Origin of the sequence: Streptomyces mobaraensis (genome assembly GCF_020099395.1) — a bacterium.
GTDB lineage: Bacteria > Actinomycetota > Actinomycetes > Streptomycetales > Streptomycetaceae > Streptomyces.
On sequence record NZ_CP083590.1, the window covers coordinates 7,040,315 to 7,064,355 of the forward strand.

A 24,041-nucleotide genomic window follows, 5' to 3' on the forward strand; every position below is an offset into this window, starting at 1 on the left:
CGGGGAGACAGAGCGCACATGGTGAGCCAAGAGAAACTGGTCGACTACCTCAAGCGCGTCTCCGCGGACCTGCACGCCACCCGGCAGCGGCTGCGCGAGGCGGAGGAGCGCGACCGGGAACCGGTCGCCGTCGTCCAGATGGCCTGCCGCTACCCCGGCGGCGTCCGCACCCCCGAGGAACTGTGGGACCTGGTCGCCGCGGGCGGCCACGGCCTGGGCGCCTTCCCCGGCAACCGGGGCTGGGACCTGGACCGGCTGTTCCACCCCGACCCCGACCACCCGGGCACCACCTACGCGAGCGAGGGCGGCTTCCTCCACGACGCCGACCTGTTCGACCCGGAGTTCTTCGGCATCAGCCCCCGCGAGGCCCAGGTCCTCGACCCCCAGCAGCGGCTCCTCCTGGAGTGCGCCTGGGAGGCCCTCGAACGCGCCGGCATCGACCCGCGGTCGCTGGAGGGCAGCCGCACCGGCGTCTACGCGGGCGCGGCCCTGCCCGGCTTCGGCACCCCGCACATCGACCCCGAGGCCGAGGGGCACCTCGTCACCGGCAACGCGCCCAGTGTGCTCTCCGGCCGCCTCGCTTACACCTTCGGCCTGGAGGGCCCGGCGGTCACGGTCGACACGGCCTGCTCGTCGTCCCTGGTCGCCGTGCACCTGGCCGCCCACGCGCTGCGCCGCCGCGAGTGCGACCTGGCCCTCGCGGGCGGCGTCACGGTGATGACCACCCCGTACGTCTTCACCGAGTTCTCACGGCAGCGCGGCCTCGCCGCCGACGGGCGGTGCAAGCCCTTCGCGGCCGCCGCCGACGGCACCGCCTTCTCCGAGGGCGCCGGCCTGCTGGTGCTCGAACGCCTCTCCGACGCCCGCCGCAACGGGCACGAGGTGCTGGCGGTCATCCGCGGCTCGGCCGTCAACCAGGACGGCGCCAGCAACGGCCTGACCGCCCCCAACGGCCCCTCCCAGCAGCGCGTCATCCGCGCCGCCCTCGCCGGGGCCCGGCTCTCGCCCGCCGAGGTCGACGCGGTCGAGGCACACGGCACCGGGACGAAGCTCGGTGACCCGATCGAGGCGCAGGCACTCCTCGCGACGTACGGTCAGGAACGCCACGAGGAACGGCCGTTGTGGCTCGGCTCGGTGAAGTCCAACATCGGCCACACCCAGGGCGCGGCCGGAGCGGCCGGTCTCATCAAGATGATCCTGGCGCTGCGCCACCAGACGCTGCCGCCCACCCTGAACGTCGACCGGCCGACCCCGCACGCCGACTGGGAGTCCGGCGGGGTGCGCCTCCTCACCGAGCCGGTCGCCTGGCCGCGCGGGGAGCGGATCCGCCGGGCGGGCGTCTCGTCGTTCGGCATCTCGGGCACGAACGCGCACCTGATCCTGGAGGAGCCGCCGGCGGACGACACCGGGGAGACCGAAGGCGAGCCGGCCGCGGGTGCTCCCGCCGCCGCGACCGCCCGGGACGCCCGCCCGCCGCTGCCCTGGCTCCTCTCCGCCCGCACCGCCCCCGCCCTGCGCGCCCAGGCCGACGCCCTCGCCGGGCACCTCGCCGGCCACGAGGACGCCTCCCCGGCCGACGTCGGCGGCACCCTGCTGCGCCGCTCCCTCTTCGAACACCGCGCCGTGGTGCTCGGCGCGGACCGGGCCGAGCGCGCCGGAGCCCTGGCCGCGCTGGCCACCGGCCGCACCCACCTGGCCCTCGTCACCGGCACCGGCCCGGCCCGCACCGGAGACACCGCCTTCCTCTTCACCGGGCAGGGCAGCCAGCGCCCGGGCATGGGCGCCGGCCTCCACCGCGCCTCCGGCGTGTTCGCCGAGGCCCTGGACGAGGTCTGCGCCCACCTGGACCCGCTGCTCGAACAGCCGCTGCGCGACACCCTGTTCGCCGAGCCGGGCACCGAGCAGGCCGCCTCCCTCCACCGCACCGGCGTCACCCAGGCCGCCCTGTTCGCCCTCGAAACGGCGCTGTACCGGCTGGTCACCTCCCTCGGCGTCACCCCGAGCCACCTGACCGGCCACTCGGTCGGCGAGATCACCGCCGCGCACGCGGCCGGAGTGCTCTCCCTCCCGGACGCCTGCGCGCTGGTCGCCGCCCGGGGCCGGCTGATGCAGGCCCTCCCCGCGGGCGGCGCGATGCTCGCCGTCCAGGCGGCCGAGACCGACGTCCTCCCGCTGCTCGCGGGCCGCGAGGACCACCTCTCGCTCGCCGCCGTCAACGGCCCCACCGCCGTCGTCGTGTCCGGCGCCGAGCGGGCCGTCGCCGAACTCGAAGAGACCCTGCGCGGACGCGGGCACAAGACCAAGCGCCTCAACGTCAGCCACGCCTTCCACTCGCCCCTGATCGAGCCGATGCTGGACGAGTTCCGGCGCGTCGCGGAAGGACTCACCTTCCACGCGCCGGAGATCCCCGTCGTCTCCAACCTCACCGGCGAGCTCGCCGGACCCGAACTCCTCACCGACGCCGACTACTGGGTGCGTCACGTCCGGCAGCCGGTGCGCTTCCACGACGGACTGCGCACGCTCCACTCCCAAGGGGTCGTGCGCTACCTGGAGTTGGGTCCCGACCCGGTCCTCGCCGCCATGGTCCAGGACTGCGTCCCGGCCCCCGCGACGCCCGACGCGGAGCCCCGGCCCGTCGTCGCCGCCACCCTCCGCTCCGGCCACGACGAGGACCGCACCCTGCTGACGGCCCTCGCCACGCTCCACGTCGACGGGCAGCCGGTCGACTTCGGCCCCCTCTTCCCCGACCGCACAGCCCAACTGCCCCTGCCCACCTACCGCTTCCAGCGCCGCCGCTACTGGCGCCCCACCCCGGACGCCGCCGCCCCGGCCCGCGCCGCCGACCTCGCCGAGACCGGCCACCCCCTGCTGCCCGCCGTCATCCGGCAGGCCGACGGCGGCCTGCTCCTCGCCGGGCGCCTCTCCCTGCGCACCCACCCCTGGCTCGCCGACCACGCCATCGCCGGGAGCGTCCCGCTGCCCGGCACCGCCTTCGTCGAACTCGCCCTGCTCGCCGGGCGCCACGTCGGCTGCGACACGGTCGAAGACCTGACGCTGGAAACCCCACTGCTGCTCGACGACACCGGCACCGTCAGCGTCCAGCTCGCCGTCGGCGCCCCGGACACCTCCGGCCGCCGCACCCTGACCGTCCACGCCCGCCCCGCCGACGACGCCGGGGACCTCGACACGGACCCGGACGGCACCCACGGCTGGCGCCGCCACGCCACCGGCGCGCTGGCCGCGGCGGAGACCGGTGCGCCGACGGCGGTCGAGACCGGCGAGCCGGTCACGGCTGGGAACGGTGCCCTGACGGCGGGCGGGACGGGCACGTCGGCCACGGCCGAGACGGGCACCCTGACCACGGCCGAGGCCGGCGCCTCGCCCGCCACCGACACCGCACCCTGGCCGCCCGCCGACGCCACCCCCCTCGACGTCGACGCGCTGTACGCCCGCCTCGACGAGCAGGGCTACAGCTACGGGCCCGCCTTCCGCGCCGTCCGCGCCGCCTGGCGGCACGGCGACGACCTGTACGCCGACGTCCGCCTGGACGACGAACAGCTGGCCGACGCCGCACAGTTCACGCTCCACCCCGCGCTTCTGGACGCCGCCCTGCACGCCGTCGACGAGCTCTACGGCACCGGCGACGACACCTCACCGGTGCGCCTCCCGTTCTCCTTCGGCCGGGTACGCCACCACGCCACCGGCGCGACCCGGCTGCGGGTCCGCCTCAGCGGCCAGGGCGACGACCGGCTGAAGCTGACCCTCACCGACCCCGACGGCGCGCTCGTCGCCACCGTCGACTCGCTCCGGCTGCGGCTGATCCCCGCCGACCGCTGGCGCTCCGCCCGGCCCGCCGGGACACCCCTGCACCACATGGCGTGGCAGCCGCTCACGCTGCCGGCCGACGAGCCGGCCACCGGCACCTGGGCCGTGCTCGGCGCCGAGGCGACGGATCTCGGAGTCCAGGAGACGGACCTCCTCCCCGGCACGCCCTACGAGAACCTCGCCGCGCTGGCGGCGGCCGTCGCGGAGGGCGCCCCCGTCCCCGACCTCGTCCTCGCCCCCGTCCCGCCCACCGCCCCCGGCGACATCCCCGCCCGGACGCACGCCCACGCGCACGCCACCCTGAACCTGCTGCGTGACTGGCTCGCCGCGGACGCCCTCGCCCCGGCCCGGCTCGTCATCCTCACCACGGGCGCGGTCGCCGCCCACCCCGACGACGCCCCTGCCGACCTGGTCACCGCCCCCCTGTGGGGCCTGGTCCGCGCGGCCCAGGCCGAACAGCCGGGCAGGATCCTGCTGTTGGACATCGACCATGACGCCGCCACCCACCGAGCCCTGCCCGTCGCCGTGACGGCCGCGACATCCCAGGACGAGACGGAAGTGGCCCTGCGCGCGGGCACCGCCCTGGTGCCGCGCCTCGCCGTGACGAACCCCGGCACGGGCAGCGGCCCGCAGCCGGAGGGCGATGCCGCCACGGAGAGCGCCCCGCACGCCGACGGCACCCGGCCGGACCCCGCCGTACGGCGACGCCTCGACCCGGAGGGCACCGTCCTCGTCACCGGCGGCACCGGCGGCCTCGGCCGGGCCACCGCCCGCCACCTGGCCACCGCACACGGAGCCCGCCACCTGCTGCTCGTCAGCCGGCGCGGCGAGACCGCCGAGGGACTCGCGGACCTGCGGAGCGAACTGACCGCCCAAGGCGTCGACGTCCGCGTCGCGGCCTGCGACATCACCGACCCCGACGCGCTGACCCGGCTCCTGGACGGCATCCCCGCGGACCACCCGCTGACCGCCGTCGTCCACACCGCGGGCGTCATCGACGACACCCTCGTCACCGCGATGACCCCCGGGCAGCTCGACGCCGTGCTGGCCCCCAAGGTCGACGCGGCCTGGCGCCTCCACGAACTGACCCGGGACCTGGACCTCGCCGCGTTCGTCCTCTTCTCCTCCGGCGCCTCCGTCCTGGGCAACGGCGGCCAGGCCAACTACGCCGCCGCCAACGCCTTTCTCAACGCCCTGGCCGCACACCGCCGCGCCCACGGCCTCGCCGCCACCTCCATGGCCTGGGGGCTGTGGGAGTCCGCGAGCGGCGGCATGGCCGCACGGCTCGCCGACACCGACCGCGCCCGCATCCGCCGCACCGGCGTGGCCGCGCTCACCGACGAACAGGCCCTCGCCCTCTTCGACGCGGCCCTGAACGGCCCGCACCCCACCGTCCTCGCCACCCGCTTCGACCGGTCCGTCCTGCACGGCCTGGCCGCCGCCCACACCCTGCCCGCCGCCCTGCGCGGTCTCGTCCGCGCTCCCCGGCCCCGGGCCGCCGCAGCCGCCACCGGCGAAGCAACCGAGCCGACCTCATGGAGCGCCCGCCTGGCCGCGCTCTCCTCCGCCGACCGCGACCGCGCCCTCGGCGACCTGATCCGCGAGCAGATCGCTACCGTCCTGGCCCATCCCTCACCCCAGACCCTCGAACTCGGCCGCGCCTTCAATGAGTTGGGATTCGACTCACTGACCGCCCTGGAACTCCGCAACCGCCTCTCCACGGCCACCGGCATCCGGCTCCCCGCCACCCTGATCTTCGACTATCCCACCCCCGACGCCCTCGTCCGCCATCTGCGCACCCACCTGTCCGACAGCGCCCCCGCCACCCCCCAGCCGGCGGTACGCCGCACCGCCACCGACGACGAGCCCATCGCCATCATCGGCATGGCCTGCCGCTACCCCGGCGGCGTCACCTCCCCCGAGGAGCTCTGGCAGCTCGTCGCCACCGGCACGGACGCCATCGGCCCCTTCCCCGAGGACCGGGGCTGGAACGTGACCGGCCTCCACGACCCCGACCCGGACCGGGTCGGCCACAGCTACGCCCGGGAAGGCGGATTCCTCTACGACGCGGCCCGGTTCGACGCGGGCTTCTTCGGCATCAGCCCGCGCGAGGCCGCCGCCACCGACCCCCAGCAACGACTGCTCCTCGAATGCGCCTGGCACGCCTTCGAAGACGCCGGCATCGACCCCGCCACCGTGCGCGGCACCCCGTGCGGCGTCATCACCGGGATCATGTACGACGACTACGGGTCCCGCTTCCTCGACCGCAAACCGGACGGTTACGAGGGCCGCATCATGACCGGCAGCACACCCAGCGTCGCCTCCGGCCGGGTCGCCTACACCTTCGGCCTCGAAGGCCCCGCCATCACCGTCGACACCGCCTGCTCCTCCTCCCTCGTGGCGATGCACCTCGCGGCCGACGCCCTGCGGCGCGGCGAATGCACTCTCGCCCTGGCCGGCGGGGCGACCGTGATGGCCACCCCCAACACCTTCGTCGAGTTCTCCCGCCAGCGCGGCCTGGCCCCCGACGGCCGCTGCAAGCCCTTCGCCGCGACGGCGGACGGAACCGGCTGGGGCGAGGGCGCGGGCCTCGTCCTCCTGGAGCGCCTGTCGGACGCGCGCCGCAACGGGCACAAGGTCCTTGCCGTTCTGCGGGGTTCGGCCGTCAACCAGGACGGCGCCAGCAACGGGATGACCGCACCCAACGGCCCCTCACAGGAGCGCGTCATACGCGCCGCCCTGGCCGCGGCGGACCAGAGCCCCGAACTGATCGACGCGGTCGAGGCCCACGGCACGGGCACCACGCTCGGCGACCCCATCGAGGCCCAGGCCCTCCTGGCGACGTACGGGCAGGAGCGCGACGAGGACCGCCCGTTGTGGCTCGGCTCGGTGAAGTCCAACATCGGCCACACCCAGGCCGCCGCCGGCGTCGCCGGTGTGATCAAGATGGTGATGGCGCTCCGGCACGAGCTGCTGCCCGCCACCCTGCACGTGGACGAACCGACCCCGCACGTCGAATGGTCCTCCGGCGCCGTCCGGCTCCTGACCGAACCGGTTCCGTGGAAGCGCGGTGAGCGACCGCGCCGGGCCGGCGTGTCCTCCTTCGGTATTTCGGGGACGAACGCGCATGTGATCCTGGAGGAGGCACCGGCGGAGGTCCCCGACGAGGGCGCGCCGGAGCCCGTTCCGGGCGCGGTGGTGCCGTGGATCGTCTCCGGTCGCACCGCGAACGCCTTGCGGGAGCAGGCCCGGCGGCTGGGTGCCTTCGCGTCGGAGAGCTCCTCGCTGTTGGACGTGGGTTGGTCGCTGGCGACGTCGCGTGCGGCCTTCGAGCACCGGGCCGTGGTGGTGGGCCGGGACGTCGGTCAGGCGGTCGCGGGTCTTGAGGCGCTTGCGGCGGGCGAGGTGTCGGCGGATGTGGTGTCCGGGGTGGCCGGCTCTCCCGGTGCGGGTCCGGTGCTGGTGTTTCCGGGGCAGGGTTCGCAGTGGGTGGGCATGGGTGCCCGACTGCTCGATGAGTCACCGGTGTTCGCGGCTCGGATTGCCGAGTGTGAGCGGGCGTTGTCTCCGTATGTCGACTGGTCGTTGACGGAGGTGTTGTGCGGGAACGGTGAGGCGCTGTCGCGGGTGGAGGTGGTGCAGCCGGTTCTGTGGGCGGTGATGGTTTCTCTCGCCGCCGTGTGGGCCGAGTACGGGGTGAAGCCCGCTGCGGTGATCGGTCACTCCCAGGGGGAGATGGCTGCGGCGGTGGTGGCTGGTGCGTTGTCGTTGGAGGATGCGGCGCGGGTCGTCGCCGTGCGGAGTGATGCGCTAAGGCGGTTGGCCGGTCGGGGTGCGATGGCTTCCCTCGGCGTGGGCCGGGAACTTGCCGAAGAGTTCATCGACGGGCATGCGGGGGTCGGCATCGCTGCCGTGAACGGCCCGTCCTCCACGGTGGTTTCGGGTCCGCCGGAGCAGGTGGCGGCCGTGGTCGCGGAAGCTGAGGCGCAAGGTCATCGCGCCCGCCTGATCGATGTGGATTACGCCTCGCACGGCCCGCAGGTGGATGAGATCGCGGATCTGCTGGCCGAGCGTCTGGGCGGTGTCGAGCCCTTGGCCACCGACACTGCGTTCTACTCCACGGTCACCGCCGGCCGGATCGACACCGCCACTTTGACCTCCGGCTACTGGATCACGAACCTGCGGCAGCAGGTCCGTTTCGCCGACACCGTCGAAGCGCTGCTCGCCGACGGTTATCGCGTCTTCATCGAGGCCAGCCCGCACCCGGTGCTGAACCTGGGCATGGAGGAGACCATCGAGCAGGCGGACGTCACCGCCACGGTGGTACCCACCCTGCGCCGCGACCACGGCGACGCCGTCCAGCTCACGCATTCCGTGGCGCGCGCGTTCACGGCCGGCGCGGACGTCGACTGGCGGCGTTTCTTCCCCACCGACCCCGCCCCCCGTACCGTCGACCTGCCCACCTACGCCTTCCAGCACGACCACTACTGGCTGGAAGCCCCCTCACGGCTCACCGGTGATCCGGCCGACCTCGGCATGGCCTCCTCCGGCCACCCGTTCCTCGCCGCCAGTGTGGAACTCGCCGACTCCGACGGTTACTTGCTGACCGGGCGGCTCACCGGCGAGGTGTCCTCCTGGCTCGCGGAACACGTGGTGGGCGGGGCGGCGCTGGTGCCGGGCGCGGCGCTCGTGGAGTGGGCGCTGCGGGCCGGCGACGAGGCGGGATGCTCCGTGGTGGAGGAGTTGACGCTGCGGGCGCCGCTCGTCCTGCCCGCGTCGGGCGGCCTGTCCGTCCAGGTGGCCGTGGGTGCCGCCGACGAGCGGGGCCGGCGTGACGTGCGCGTCCACTCCCGCCCGGACCGGCCGGACTCAGGCGCCTGGGTGTGCCATGCGGTCGGTGTGCTGAGCCCCGAACCGGCGCTACCGTCCGGTGAACTGAAGGGACAGTGGCCCCCGGCCGACGCGGAAGTGGTGGACGTCGCGGACTTCTACACGCGGGCAGCGGAGGCCGGATACGGCTACGGCCCGGCGTTCCAGGGGGTACGGGCGCTGTGGCGGCAGGGTGGTGACCTGCTCGCCGAGGTCGAGCTTCCCGAAAAGGCCGGTGACGCGGGCGCGTTCGGTATTCATCCCGCACTCCTGGACGCCGCCCTGCACCCGCTGCTGCTCATCGACCGGCCCGAGGACGGGACGATGTGGCTGCCGTTCGCGTGGAGCGGCGTGTCGCTCCACGCCGAGCAGGCCACTCGCCTCCGCGTCCGACTGTCCCCGCGAGGGGAGTCCGCCGACCGGGACCTGCGGGTGACGCTCGCCGACGGCACCGGTGCGCCGGTTCTCGATGTGGAGTCCCTGACCTTGCGGGCGGCCGACCCCGCGCAGCTCTCGGCCGCCGCCCGCGGCGGCGTCGACGGTCTCTACGCCGTGGAATGGATGCCGCTTCCGGTGCCGGAGCGGGAAGCGCCGGACGGCTCCTCGTGGGTCGCGCTCGGTGAAGGCGTGGCTCTCGGCGATGCGGTGCGGTCCGGCGACGACGCGCCGTGGGCGGTGGTCGCTCCCGTCGAGGCCGACGGGGACGGCCTCGCGACGGCGGAGCGGGCGCTGTCGCTGGTCCAGGAGTTCCTGGCGGCGCCCGGGCTCGCCGATTCCCGGCTGCTGCTGGTGACGCGCGGTGCCGTGGCCACCGTCCCGGGCGCCGACGTCGACCCGGCGGCCGCTTCCGTCTGGGGGCTGGTCCGCAGCGCCCAGTCGGAGAACCCGGACCGCCTCGTCCTCGTCGACACCGACGGCGGGGACCTCCCGCAGGCGGCCTTGCGCCACCTCGTCGAGGACCGGGACGAGTCGCAACTCGCTCTGCGCGACGGTGCCGTCCTCGTCCCGAGGCTGGTTCCCGCGGGTGCTCCGGTGGAGCTCGTCCCGCCGGCCGGCGCCCCCGTCTGGCGGCTGGGCACCGCGGGCACCGCCACCGTCGAGAGCCTGTCGGTCGTCGAGGCGCCGGAGGCGCTCGCGCCGCTGGAGCCCGGCCAGGTGCGGATCTCGGTGCGGGCGGCGGGCATCAACTTCCGCGATGTCCTGATCGCCCTGGGCATGTACCCCGACAAGGGGACGTTCGCGGGCAGTGAGGGCGCCGGCTACGTCGTGGAGGTCGGCCCCGGCGTGACGGGTCTGGCCGTCGGTGACCGTGTGATGGGCCTGTTCGAGGGCGCCTTCGCACCGATGGCGATCGCGGACGCGCGGATGGTCGTGCCGGTGCCGGAAGGCTGGAGTCTCCAGGAGGCCGCGGCGGTGCCGGTGGTGTTCCTGACGGCCTGGTACGGCCTGGTGGACCTGGGCCGTCTCAAGGCGGGCGAATCGCTGCTCATCCACGCCGGCACCGGCGGTGTGGGCATGGCCGCCACCCAGATCGCCCGCCACCTGGGCGCCGAGGTGTACGCCACCGCGAGCCCCGCCAAGCACGCCGTGCTGGAGGAGATGGGCATCGACGCCGCCCACCGCGCCTCCTCTCGCGACCTCGACTTCGAGCACACCCTGCGGGAGGCCACCGGCGGGCGGGGCATGGACGTCGTACTCCACAGCCTGGCGGGCGAGTTCACCGACGCCTCCCTGCGGCTGCTCGCCGAGGGCGGGCGCATGGTCGACATGGGCAAGACCGACAAGCGCGACCCCGACCGGGTCGCCGCCGACCACGCGGGCGCCTGGTACCGGGCCTTCGACCTCGTACCGCACGCCGGGCCGGACCGGATCGGCGAGATGCTGGCGGAGATGGGCGAGCTGTTCGCCTCCGGGGTCCTGCGGCCGCTGCCCGTCACGGCATGGCCGCTCGGCCGGGCCCGCGAGGCGTTCCGGTTCATGAGCCAGGCCAAGCACACCGGCAAGCTGGCCCTGGAGATCCCGGCCGGCCTCGAACCCGAGGGCACGGTCCTGATCACCGGTGGCACGGGCGTACTCGGCGGGGCGGTGGCCGAACACCTCGTCCGCACCTGGGGCGTACGGCACCTGATCCTCGCGGGGCGGCGCGGCGCGGAAGCACCGGGCGCGACGGAACTCGTGGAGAAGTTGGGTGATCTGGGCGGTTCGGCGACCGTCGTCGCGGCCGACGTGAGCGACCCCGGGTCGGTGGCCGAGCTGATCGGCGCGGTCGATCCCGCCCACCCGCTCACCGGCGTCGTGCACGCGGCGGGCGTCCTGGACGACGCCGTCGTCACCGCGCAGACCCCCGAGAGCCTGGCCAGGGTGTGGGCCGGCAAGGCCGCCGCCGCACACCACCTGCACGAGGCGACGCGGCATCTAAGCCTCGGCCTGTTCGCCGTCTTCTCGTCCGCGGCGGCGACGCTCGGCAGCCCGGGTCAGGCCAACTACGCTGCGGCGAACGCCTATTGCGACGCACTGATCCAGCACCGCCGCGCCGCCGGGCTGCCCGGCCTGTCCGTCGGCTGGGGGCTCTGGGAGACCGCGAGCGACATGACCGGGCACCTCGGCGAGACGGACCTGGCGCGCATGAAGCGCACCGGTTTCACGCCCCTGACCACCGAGCGCGGTCTCGCCCTCCTCGACGCCGCCCGCGCCCACGGCAGCCCGCACCTCGTCGCCGTCGACCTCGACACGCGGACCGTCGCCGGCCGGCCGGCCGGGTCCCGGCCCGTCCTCCTGCGCGCCCTGGCCGCCACGGCGCCGGGCGGACGCGACCGCCGGCCCACCGCCGCCACCGGAGCGGCCTCCGGCGACGGCCTCGCAGACCGGCTCGCCGGCCTGCCGGCCCCCGAACGCCACCGTCTGCTGCTCGACATCGTCCGCGGCAACGTCGCCGGCGTGCTCGGCCACACCGACCGCGACACGATCCGCCCGGACACCTCGTTCAAGGAACTCGGCTTCGACTCCCTCACCGCCGTGGAACTGCGCAACCGGCTCTCGGCGGCCACCGGCCTGAAACTGCCCGCCACACTCGTCTTCGACTACCCGGAGAGCGCCGCCCTCGTCGACCACCTCCTGACCCTCCTGTCACCCGACGGCGCGCCCGCGCCCCTGAAGGACGCGGCCGACCCGGTCCTCAACGACCTCGGCCGGATCGAGTCGGGCCTGGACGCCCTGGCGCTGGACGACGAGGCGCGCGGCCGGATCACCCGGCGGCTCAACGCCCTGCTGACGAAGCTGAACGGCGGGGACCGCGCCACCACGGGCACGACGGAGCTGGACGCGCTCGACGGCGTGTCCGACGACGAGATGTTCGCGCTCATCGACCGGGAGCTGTGATGCCCGGAATCGTGCTGCCCGAGCCGAGTCATGATGCCCGAGCCGAGTCATGATGCCGGAGTCGAGTCGTGAAGCCCGGAGCCGAGTCGTGAAGCCCGGCGACGACCGCGGGCCGCGACCGCCCGCCGATCGGAAGCCCTGACCTCCCCTGCCCGCCCTTCCTTGCCCGGTGGCCCCGCCCTTCCGTGCCCCTCGCCGATGGAGAAGTGACGTTCGATGTCGAGTGCCCAGCCGAGTACCGAAGAGAAGCTTCGTCAGTATCTGAAGCGGGTGACAGTCGACCTCGGACAGACCCGCCAGCGGCTGCGCGAGGTGGAGGAGCGCCACCAGGAGCCGGTCGCGATCGTCTCCATGGCCTGCCGCTTCCCGGGCGACACCCGCTCGCCCGAGGCGCTGTGGGAACTGGTCGCCGAGGGCGGAGACGCCATCGGCGCGTTCCCCACTGACCGTGGCTGGGACCTGGACGGCCTCTACCACCCCGACCCCGAGCACCCGGGCACCAGCTACGTGCGCCACGGCGGATTCCTGTACGACGCGCCCGGCTTCGACGCCTCCTTCTTCGGCATCAGCCCGCGCGAGGCGCTCGCCATGGACCCGCAGCAGCGGGTGCTCATGGAGACCGCCTGGGAGCTCCTGGAACGGGCCGGCATCGACCCGGCCACCCTGAAACTCAGCCCCACCGGCGTCTACGTCGGCGCGGGCGTGCCGGGCTTCGGAAACGGCCAGGCCGACAGGTCGGTGGAGGGGCACCTGCTGACCGGCAACGCCCTCAGCGTCCTGTCGGGCCGCGTCTCCTTCACCCTCGGCCTCGAAGGCCCGGCGGTCAGCGTCGACACGGCGTGCTCCTCGTCACTGGTGGCCATGCACCTGGCGGCGCAGGCGCTGCGCCAGGGCGAGTGCAACCTCGCCCTGGCGGGCGGCGTCACCGTGATGTCGACGCCGGGCATGTTCACGGAGTTCTCCCGCCAGCGCGGACTCTCCCCCGACGGCCGCTGCAAGCCCTTCGCCGCGGCGGCCGACGGCACCGGCTTCTCCGAAGGCGTCGGCCTGATCCTGCTGGAGCGCCTGTCGGACGCGCGCCGCAACGGGCACAAGGTCCTCGCCCTGCTGCGCGGATCGGCCGTCAACCAGGACGGCGCCAGCAACGGCCTCACCGCCCCCAACGGTCCCTCGCAGGAGCGCGTCATCCGCGCCGCCCTGGCCAACGCCGGACTGGGCGCCGCCGAGGTGGACGCGGTGGAGGCGCACGGCACCGGCACCAAGCTGGGCGACCCCATCGAAGCCGGGGCCCTGTTGGCCACCTACGGCCGCGACCGCGACGAGGACCGTCCGCTCTGGCTCGGCTCGGTGAAGTCGAACATCGGCCACCCCCAGGGCGCCGCCGGCGTCGCCGGCGTGATCAAGATGGTGATGGCGCTCCAGCGCGAACTGCTGCCCGCCACCTTGTACGCCGACGAGCCGACCCCGCACGTCGACTGGTCCTCCGGCTCCGTCCGGCTCCTGACCGAACCGGTGCCGTGGAAGCGCGGCGAGCGGCCACGTCGGGCGGGGGTGTCCGCGTTCGGAATGTCCGGGACGAACGCGCATGTGATCCTGGAGGAAGCCCCGGACGTCCAGAAGAGTGACGCCATCGGCACCCCGGAAGCCGATTCCGATGGGGTGGTGCCGTGGGTGATATCGGCGCGCGATGTTGAGGCGCTGCGCGAACAGGCCACGCGCTTGCGCGCGTTCGCGTCGGAGGGTCCCTCACTGCTCGACGTGGGCTGGTCGCTGGCCACGACACGGTCGATGTTCGAGCACCGGGCCGTGGTGATCGGCCGGGGCCGGGACGAACTGTCGGACGCATTGCGCGCGTTGGCTGCCGGTGAGGTGTCGGCGGGCGTGGTGTCCGGGGTGGCCGGCGCTCCTGGTGCGGGTCCTGTGCTGGTGTTTCCGGGTCAGGGGTCACAGTGGATCGGGATGGGGGCTCGACTGCTGGACGAGTCGCCGGTGTTCGCGTCGAGGATTGCCGAGTGTGAGCGGGCGTTGTCGCCGTATGTCGACTGGTCGTTGGTCGAGGTGTTGCGTGGTGACGGTGCCGAGTTGTCGCGGGTGGAGGTGGTGCAGCCGGTTCTGTGGGCGGTGATGGTTTCCCTCGCCGCTGTCTGGGCCGAGTACGGGGTGAAGCCCGCTGCTGTGATCGGTCACTCGCAAGGTGAGATGGCCGCGGCGTGTGTGGCCGGTGCGTTGTCGCTGGAGGATGCGGCGCGGATCGTCGCCGTGCGGAGTGATGCGTTGAGGCGGTTGGCCGGTCGGGGTGCGATGGCTTCCCTCGGTGTGGGCAGGGAGCTTGCCGAAGAGCTGATCGACGGGTACGCGGGAGTCGGCGTCGCTGCCGTGAACGGCCCGTCCTCGACGGTGGTTTCGGGGCCGCCGGAGCAGGTGGCGGCGATCGTGGCCGACGCGAAGGGGCGCGAGCTCCGTGCCCGCCTGATCGACGTGGACTATGCCTCGCACGGTCCGCAGGTGGATGAGATCGCGGATCTGCTGGCCGAGCGTCTGAGTGGTGTCGAGCCTTTGGCGACCGACACTGCGTTCTACTCCACGGTCACCGCCGGCCGGATCGACACCGCCACTTTGACCTCCGACTACTGGATCACGAACCTGCGGCAGCAGGTCCGCTTCGCCGACACGGTCGAAGCACTGCTGGCGGACGGCTATCGCGTCTTCATCGAGGCCAGCCCGCATCCGGTGCTGAACCTGGGCATGGAGGAGACCATCGAGCGGGCGGGCGTTTCCGCGACGGTGGTGCCCACCCTGCGCCGCGAGCACGGCGATCTGCTCCAGGTGACGCGTTCGGCCGCGCTCGCGTTCACGGCGGGCGCGGACGTGGACTGGCGGCGTTTCTTCCCCGCCGACCCCACCCCCCGTACCGTCGACCTGCCCACCTACGCCTTCCAGCACCAGCGCTACTGGCTGGCCCCCGCAGGCGGGCGCCCGGGTGACCCGGCAGGGCTCGGCCTCGCGGCGTCGGGGCATCCGCTCCTGGGCGCCTCGGTGGGGCTGGCCAGCGGGGACGTCCAGTTGCTCAGCGGCCGGGTGTCGCGGCAGTCGGGAGCCTGGCTGGACGATCACGTCGTGGCGGGCCAGGCCCTCGTGCCCGGCGCCGCGCAGGTGGAGTGGGTGCTGCGGGCCGCCGACGAGGCGGGCTGCCCCGCCCTGGAGGAGCTGACGCTCCAGGCGCCGCTCGTGCTCCCCGCCGACGGGGGATTGCAGATCCAGGTCGTCGTGCACGCGGCCGGCGCGGACGGCCGCCGTGACGTCCAGGTGTTCTCCCGCCCCGATGACGACGATGCCTTCGGCTCGACGCGGCCGTGGACCTGCCACGCGACCGGAGTGCTCGGCCCAGGGCCGACGGGCGGCGACACGACGCCCCTGGACGGCGCGTGGCCGCCGGCGGGCGCCGAGCCGGTGGACGTCGCGGACCTCTACGCGCGGGCGGAGCGGGCAGGGTACGGCTACGGGCCGGCGTTCCGGGGCGTACGGGCGCTGTGGCGGCACCGTGGTGACGTGCTGGCCGAGGTGGCACTGCCGGAGGAAGCCGGTGACCCGGACGGGTTCGGCATCCACCCGGCGCTCCTCGACGCCGTCCTCCAGCCCGCCGCTTTGCTCCTCCCGCCCTCCGACGGCACTGAGGTCTGGCTGCCGTTCGCCTGGAACGACGTGGAACTGCACGCGGTGCGGGCGACCACCGTTCGTGTGCGCCTCGCGCCGCTCGGCGAGCGGGTCGAGCAGGGCGTACGGATCACCGTGGCCGATGCCGTCGGTGCTCCTGTCCTCACCGTGCGGGCCCTGCACTCGCGCCCGGCCGACACCGGCCGGCTCGCCGAGGCGGCGACGGCCCGAGGCCGGGGGGAGCGGCCTGTTCGACCTGGAATGGACCCCGCAGGCCCCCGCCGTGGGGGAGCCGGAGGCCCAGGACGACGATACGTGGCCGACATTGGGCCGGAACGGCTCCGGCCTCGCGGAGCTGGTAGCGTCCCTCGAAGCGGGCGCCCCGGCGCCGCGGCTCGTCGCCGCCCCGGTCGAAACCGCCGCGGACGACGACGGTCTGACACTGACCACGCGCATCCTCGGTCTGATACAGACCTGGCTCGCGTCACCTCAACTCTCCGACAGTCGCCTGGTTTTCGTGACAACAGGGGCGATCGCGGCCGACGACGGCGACGGCGTGGACGCGGCGGCCGCGGCCGTATGGGGTCTCGTCCGGAGCGCACAGTCGGAGCACCCGGGCCGCTTCACGCTGCTCGACATCGGCCCGGACGACACCCTCGCCTCGGCCATGGCGGCGGCCCGGAACGCCGACGAGCCGCAACTGGCCGTGCGTGGCGGTGAGATCCGCGTCCCCCGGCTGACCCGGGCCGACGGCACACGGGAGGGTTCCGTCGAGGAGCTCGACCCGGACGGCACGGTCCTCATCACCGGTGGCACGGGTGTCCTCGGTGGGGCGGTGGCGGAACACCTCGTCCGGACCTGGGGCGTACGCCACCTGCTCCTCGCGAGCCGGCGCGGCGAAGACGCCCCGGGAAGCGCCGAACTCAAGCGGCGGCTGGCCGAGTTGGGTGCCGAGGTGTGCATCGCGGCGGCCGACGCCGGCGACCCCGCCGCGGTCGCCGGTCTGCTCGCGGGCATCGACTCGGCCCACCCGCTGACCGGCGTCGTGCACGCGGCCGGCGCCCTGGACGACGCCGTCGTCACCGCCCAGACTCCCGAGAGCCTCGCCGGGGTGTGGTCGGCCAAGGCGGCCGCCGCCCGTCACCTCCACGAGGCGACGCGCGGAATGCCGCTCGGGCTCTTCGTGGTGTTCTCCTCCGCCGCGGCCCTCCTCGGCAGCCCCGGACAGGCCAACTACGCGGCCGCGAACGCCTATTGCGACGCGCTCATGCGCAACCGCCGCTCCCAGGGGCTCGCGGGCCTTTCCATCGGCTGGGGTCTGTGGGAGGCCACCAGCGACCTGACCGGGCAGCTCGGCCGGACGGACCTGGCGCGCATGAAGCGCACCGGCTTCGCGCCCCTGAGCACCGAGAACGGCCTGGCGCTGCTCGACGCCGCCCGTGCGCACGGCCGCCCGTACGTCCTGGCGGCCGACCTCGACCCGCGCACCACGGCCGACGGCCTCTCCCCCCTGCTGCGTACACTCGCCCCGCCCGCCACCCGGCGCCGCGTGGCGGCGGCCGGGACGACCGGCGGCGCGCTCGCCACGCGTCTGGCCGGCCTGGACGAGGAGGGCCGCAGCACCGCAGTCACCGACCTGGTGCGCGAACACGTGGCGGCGGTGCTCGGCCACGGCACGGCGGAGCGGGTGAAGGTGGACGCCGCCTTCAGGGACCTGGGCTTCGACTCGCTGACGGCGGTGGAGCTGCGCAACCGCCTGTCGGCCGCCTGCGACGTGCGGTTGCCCGCGACGCTGGTCTTCGATCACCCGACGCCCCGGGCGCTGGCCGCCCATCTGTGCACCCGGCTGGGCGGCGGCGAGGTGGCCGGCCCCGCCGTGCGGCCCGTCACCGTCAAGGCGGACGAGCCCATCGCCATCGTCTCCATGGCCTGCCGCTTCCCGGGCGGGGTGACCTCCGCCGACGCGTTGTGGGACCTCGTCGAGTCCGGCCGGGACGCGATGGGCGCCTTCCCGACCGACCGCGGTTGGGACCTGGACCGGCTCTTCCACCCCGACCCCGACCACCCCGGCACCAGCTACAGCGACCAGGGCGGGTTCCTGCACGACGCGGGGGACTTCGACGCCGCGTTCTTCGGCGTCAACCCGCGCGAGGCGTTGGCCATGGATCCGCAGCAGCGGCTGCTGCTGGAAGCGTCGTGGGAGGTGCTGGAGCGAGCGGGTATCGACCCGACGTCGCTGAAGGGGACGCAGACCGGTACGTACGTGGGCGTGATGTACCACGACTACGCCAAGGCGTTTCCCGAAGCCGACGCCCAACTGGAGGGCTACGCCTACCTGGCGAGTTCGGGGAGCGTGGTCTCCGGGCGGGTGGCGTACACGCTGGGTCTGGAGGGTCCGGCGGTGACGGTCGACACGGCGTGTTCGTCATCGCTGGTCGCCATCCACATGGCGGCGCAGGCGCTGCGGCAGGGCGAGTGCGACCTCGCCCTCGCCGGTGGCGTCACCGTCATGGCCGACCCCGACGTCTTCGCGGGCTTCTCGCGTCAGCGCGGGCTGTCCCCGGACGGCCGCTGCAAGCCCTACGCGGCGGCGGCCGACGGAGTCGGCTTCTCGGAGGGTGTCGGCCTGATCCTGCTGGAGCGTCTGTCGGATGCCCGACGTCGAGGACATCGGGTACTGGGTGTGGTGCGGGGTTCGGCGGTGAACCAGGACGGCGCGAGCAACGGGCTGACGGCGCCGAACGGTCCGTCGCAGGAGCGGGTCATCCGACAGGCGTTGGCCAGTGCCCGGCTGACGGCGTCCGATGTGGACGTCGTGGAAGGGCATGGCACGGGGACGACGCTGGGCGATCCGATCGAGGCGCAGGCGCTCCTGGCCACGTACGGCAAGGAACGCGTCAGCGAACGGCCGTTGTGGTTGGGTTCGGTGAAGTCGAACATCGGGCACACGCAGGCCGCGGCGGGTGTGGCGGGTGTGATCAAGATGGTGATGGCGATGCGGCGGGGTGTGGTGCCGGCGAGTTTGCATGTGGATGAGCCGACGCCGCATGTGGACTGGGCGTCGGGTGCGGTGCGGGTGGTGTCGGAGGCGGTGCCGTGGCCTGAGGTGGATCGGCCGCGTCGGGCGGGTGTCTCGTCGTTCGGTGCGTCCGGCACCAACGCACATCTGATCATCGAGCACGTCCCCGAGCCGGCGGCCCCGGAAAGGGAGCCTGCCGCCGACGCACCGACGCCTTGGGCCCTGTCCGCCCGCAGCCCGGAGGCACTGCGCGACCAAGCCCACCGCCTCAAGGAGGCTGTCGCCGGGGGAGCGGACCCGGCCGAGGTGGGGTGGTCCCTGCTGACGACGCGTGCTTCCCACGAGCACCGGGCTGTGGTGGTGGGGACAGAGCATGCGGAGTTGATCGCCGGACTTGAGGCGTTGGCGGTGGGAGAGTCGCATGCGGGGTTGGTGGGTCCGGGTGTGGTGCGTGGAGGTAAGTCGATATGGCTCTTCAGTGGTCAGGGGAGTCAGTTGGTGGGGATGGGGTCGGGGTTGTATGAGCGGTTCCCGGTGTTCGCGGGGGCGTTCGATGAGGTGTGTGGGCTGCTGGAAGCGGAACTCGGGGCTTCGCTGAAGGATGTCGTCTTCGGCGGCCCTCAAGATCGTTTGGATCACACGATGTGGGCGCAGGCGGGGTTGTTCGCGCTCCAGGTGGGGCTGGCCCGGCTGTGGGAGTCGGTGGGGATACGTCCCGATGTGGTGATCGGTCATTCGGTCGGTGAGATCGCTGCCGCGTATGTGGCGGGTGTGTTCGATCTGGCGGATGCGTGCCGGGTGGTGGGTGCCCGGGCGCGGTTGATGGGCGCGCTGCCCGAGGGTGGTGCGATGTGCGCGGTGCAGGCCACCCCTGAGGAACTCGCCGGCGACCTGGAGGGCTCGGGGGTGAGTGTCGCTGCGGTGAACACTCCTGATTCCACCGTGATTTCCGGCCCTGCCGATGCTGTGGAGCGGATCGCTGCCGCATGGTCCGCCCAGGGACGCAAGACGAAAGCGCTCTCCGTCAGCCACGCGTTCCACTCGGCGTTGATGGAGCCCATGCTCCCGGACTTCGCCGACGCGCTGGCCGAGGTGAGGTTCAAGGCTCCTGCGATCCCGTTGATCAGCAATGTGACCGGTCTGCCTGCCGATGAAGAGATCGCGTCTCCCGACTACTGGGTGCGTCATGTTCGCCAGCCGGTTCTCTTCCGGCAGGCCGTCGCGCATGTTGCCGACGAGGCGGGGTACTTCGTGGAGTTGGGTCCGGCTCCGGTGTTGACCACCGCCGCCCAGCACACCCTCGACGAGGTGGACGGTCCCGAGCCGCTGCTGGTCTCTTCACTGGCCACTGGGCGGGCGGATGACCTGGCCTTTCTCCAAGCGGTGGCGCGGCTGCACACGGCCGGAGCCGCCGTGGACTGGACGGGCTGGTTCCTGGACCGCCCTGCGGTGGTGGATCTGCCGACGTATGCGTTCCAGCGTGAGCGGTTCTGGTTGGCCGGAGGGTCTGGGCGTGTGGATGCGGCGGGTCTGGGGTTGGTGGCCGCGGGGCATCCGTTGTTGGGTGCGGCGGTGGAGTTCGCCGATCGCGGTGGCTGCCTGCTGACGGGGCGGTTGTCGCGTTCGGGTGTTTCGTGGCTGGCCGATCATGAGGTGGCCGGGACGGTTCTCTTTCCCGGTGCGGCGTTGGTGGAGTGGGTGTTGCGGGCCGGTGACGAGGTGGGGTGTGTCACGGTCGAGGAGTTGATGTTGCAGGCTCCTGTGGTGGTGCCGGCGGCGTCGGGGTTGCGGGTGCAGGTGGTGGTGGACGCGGCGGCGGACGACGGTCGTCGTGAGGTGCGTGTCTACAGTCGTCCCGACGACGGCGACGACGCCTGGGTCTGCCACGCCACCGGCGTCCTCACCCCCGAAACATCCCGCCCCGCGCCGGAGTTGTCCGGCCCTTGGCCTCCCGCCGGAGCCGATCCGTTGGACGTCGAGACCTTCTACGCGCGCGCCGCCCAAGCCGGCTACGCGTACGGTCCGGCCTTCCAGGGGCTGAGGTCGGTGTGGCGGGACGGTGACGACCTGCTGGCCGAGGTCGCGCTGCCGGAGGCCGCCGGTTCGCGGGACGGTTACGGCATCCACCCCGCCCTCCTCGACGCCGCGCTCCACCCCCTGTTGGCCGCCAGGTTCCCGGACGGCGGGCACGACGAGGTGCGCGTCCCCTACGAGTGGAACGGCGTATCGCTGTGGGCGGTGGGCGCCACGACCGTCCGCGTACGCCTCAGCCCCGTCGAAGGCGGCATCGAGCAGGGCGCGCGGGTGACGGTCGCCGACACGACCGGCGGTCCCGTACTGAGCGTCGACGCCATGCGGACCCGGGCCGTGCGGGCGTCCCACCTCTCGGCCCACCAACAGCGCGACCAACAGGGCCTGTTCACGGTGGAGTGGACGCCGATTCCGGTGCCCGAGCAGGAGGCGCCGGGCGGCGCCCCCTGGGTCACACTCGGTGAAGGCGCCACCCCGGCCGATGTGGTGCGTTCCGACGACGAAGCGCCCTGGGCGGTGGTCACTCCCATCGAGGCCGGAGGCGACGGGCTCGCGGCGGCCGAGCGGGTGCTGTCCTTGGTCCAGGAGTTCCTGGCCGCACCCCGGCTGGCCGAGTCCCGGCTGCTGCTGGTGACCCGAGGTGCTGTCGCCACCGAGGACGACGGTGACGTCGATCCGGTCGCCGCTTCCATCTGGGGGCTGGTCCGCAGTGCCCAGTCCGAACACCCGGGCCGCTTCGTGCTCGTGGACACGGACGGCCTCGTGGACACGGACGGCGGAGACCTCCCGCAGGCCGCCCTGCGGCACCTCGTCGAAGAGCAGGACGAACCCCAGATCGCCCTGCGCGACGGCCGGTTCAGCGTCCCGCGCCTCACCCAGGCACGTCGGCCGGCCGCGCTGGTCGCGCCGCTCGGCGAACCGGCCTGGCGCCTCCGGATGGGCGCGGGCGGCTCGCTGGAGGACCTGACGGCGGCGCCCTGCCCGGAGGTTCTCGAACCCCTGGAGCCCGGCCGGATCCGGGTGTCGATGAGCGCCGCGGGCATCAACTTCCGCGATGTGCTCGTGGCCCTCGGCATGGTTTCCGCGTACGGGGCCATGGGCGGTGAGGGTGCCGGCGTCGTCACGGAGGTCGCACCGGACGTCACCCACGTCGCGGTCGGCGACCAGGTCATGGGCGTGTTCGAGGGCGCCTTCGGGTCCGTCGCGGTCGCCGACGCCCGTATGGTCGTGCCGGTTCCGTCGGGGTGGGGTGTGCTGGAGGCGGCGGGTGCGCCGGTGGCGTTCTTGACGGCTTGGTACGGGCTGGTGGAGTTGGCGGGTGTGCGGCCGGGTGAGTCGGTGTTGGTGCATGCGGCGACGGGTGGGGTGGGGATGGCGGCGGTGCGGATCGCCCGTCATCTGGGTGCGGAGGTGTTCGCGACGGCCAGTCCTGCCAAGCACGGTGTGCTGGAGGAGATGGGCATCGACGCCGGGCACCGTGCCTCCTCGCGTGATGTGGATTTCGAGGACCGGATCCGGCGGGCCACGGGTGGCCGTGGTGTGGATGTGGTGCTGAACAGCCTGACGGGCGAGTTCATCGAGGCGTCCTTGCGGCTGCTGCGCGAGGGCGGGCGCTTCCTGGAGATGGGCAAGACCGATGTGCGCGACCCGGCTGAGGTGGCCGAGCGGTATCCCGGGGTGACGTACCACCTCTATGACCTGGTCACCGACGCCGGACCCGACCGGATCGGGCGGATGTTCGAGCGTCTCGCCGAACTCTTCACCTCAGACCGGCTTAAGCCGCTGCCGGTACGTTCCTGGCCGCTGGACAAGGCGCGGGAGGCGTTCCGGTTCATGAGTCAGGCCAAGCACACCGGCAAGCTGGTGCTGGAGATCCCCCGTGCCCTCGACCCCGAGGGCACGGTGATGATCACCGGCGGCACCGGCGCGCTGGGGCGGCTCGTCGCCGAGCACCTCGTACGCGAGTGGGGTGTGCGGCGTCTGCTGTTGGCGGGTCGTCGTGGGCCGGAGGCTCCGGGCGCTGCTGAGCTGGTCGAGCACCTGCGGGGGTTGGGTGCCGAGGTGTCGGTGGTGGCGGCTGATGTGAGTGATGCGGTGTCGGTGGCGGAGTTGGTCGGCAAGGCGGATCCGGCGCATCCGCTGACGGGTGTGGTGCATGCCGCTGGTGTCCTGGAGGACGCGGTGGTGACGGCCCAGACCCCCGAGAGCCTGGCGCGTGTGTGGTCGGCGAAGGCGACGGCCGCGGCCAATCTGCACGAGGCGACGCGGGATCTGAGGTTGGGGGCGTTCGTCGTCTTCTCCTCGGCGGCTGCGACGCTGGGCAGTCCGGGTCAGGCCAACTACGCCGCGGCGAACGCCTACTGCGATGCTCTGATGCGTCACCGTCGTGCCGCGGGGCTGAGCGGGTTGTCGGTGGGCTGGGGGTTGTGGCAGACCTCCGGCGACGGCATGACCGGTGGTCTCGGTGAGACCGACGTCGCCCGCATGGCCCGCATCGGTGTCAAGGCGATGAGCAGCGAACACGGCCTCGCCCTCCTCGACGCCGCACACCACCAGGGCCGGCCCCACGTGGTGGGGCTCGACCTCGACCTGCGGACCCTGGCCACCCACCCCGTGGACACCAGGCCCACCCTCCTGCGCGGCCTCGCCGCTCCCGATCGGGCCGCAACGAGCAGGCCGACGGCTTCGGCGACCGCGGGCGCGCGGCCCGCCGACCTGGCGAGCCGGCTGGCCGCCCTGCCGCCGGCCGAACGGCACCACACACTGGTCGGCCTCATCCGGGAGCAGGCCGCCACCGTCCTCGGACACCACACCGACAGCCTCACCACCGGCAGCACCTTCAAGGAACTCGGATTTGACTCCCTCACCGCGGTCGAACTGCGCAACAGGCTCTCCGCAGCCACCGGCCTGCGCCTGCCCGCCGGACTGGTCTTCGACTACCCGGACGCCGACACCCTGGCGGAACACCTCGACGGACGGCTCGCACCCGACGGCGGAACGCCGACCGGGCAGGAGGCCACCGATTCCGTCCTCCGCGACATGGCGAAGCTTGAGCGCACCCTGTCCTCCGCGCTCGTCGAACACCTCGACGCGGACGCCGTCACCGCGCGTCTGGAATCCCTCCTGGCGAAGTGGCGGGCGTCCGGCGCGGCGTCCGGTGCCGCGCCCGACTCCGGCAGCGCCAAGGAGCAGCTCCAGGTCGCCACGACCGACCAGGTGCTCGACTTCATCGACAAAGAGCTGGGTCTGTGAACCGACGACCGTG

The 24,041-nt window shown here is 73.4% G+C and carries 2 protein-coding genes and 2 pseudogenes; all 4 read left to right on the forward strand.

Going from position 1 to position 24,041, the window contains the following annotated elements:
* Positions 1-18 precede the first annotated feature (18 nt).
* The 4 genes and pseudogenes from K7I03_RS31140 (at position 19) to K7I03_RS31145 (ending at position 24,028) form a co-directional block, all read left to right on the forward strand.
* Positions 19-12,072 (forward strand): type I polyketide synthase, encoded by a 12,054-nt coding sequence (locus tag K7I03_RS31140; protein ID WP_185941069.1) that lies wholly within the window; start codon positions 19-21, stop codon positions 12,070-12,072.
* A gap of 216 nt (positions 12,073-12,288) precedes the next feature.
* A pseudogene (locus K7I03_RS34550) lies at positions 12,289-12,354 on the forward strand (polyketide synthase docking domain-containing protein); the annotation flags it as partial.
* Positions 12,355-12,423: 69 nt separating this feature from the next.
* Positions 12,424-15,870 (forward strand): annotated as a pseudogene (locus tag K7I03_RS34150) (type I polyketide synthase); the annotation flags it as partial.
* The gene (locus tag K7I03_RS31145) at positions 15,869-24,028 is read left to right on the forward strand and encodes an SDR family NAD(P)-dependent oxidoreductase (protein ID WP_449657235.1); all 8,160 of its coding nucleotides are present in this window, start codon (positions 15,869-15,871) and stop codon (positions 24,026-24,028) included. The pseudogene K7I03_RS34150 and the gene K7I03_RS31145, both read left to right, overlap by 2 nt.
* The last annotated feature ends 13 nt before the right edge of the window (positions 24,029-24,041 follow it).

Bases quoted from the DNA above. Each gene is read 5' to 3' on its own strand.
- K7I03_RS31140 (WP_185941069.1), top strand. From the start codon at position 19: ATGGTGAGCCAAGAGAAACTGGTCGACTACCTCAAGCGCGTCTCCGCG.
- K7I03_RS31145 (WP_449657235.1), top strand. From the start codon at position 15,869: ATGCCGTCGGTGCTCCTGTCCTCACCGTGCGGGCCCTGCACTCGCGCC.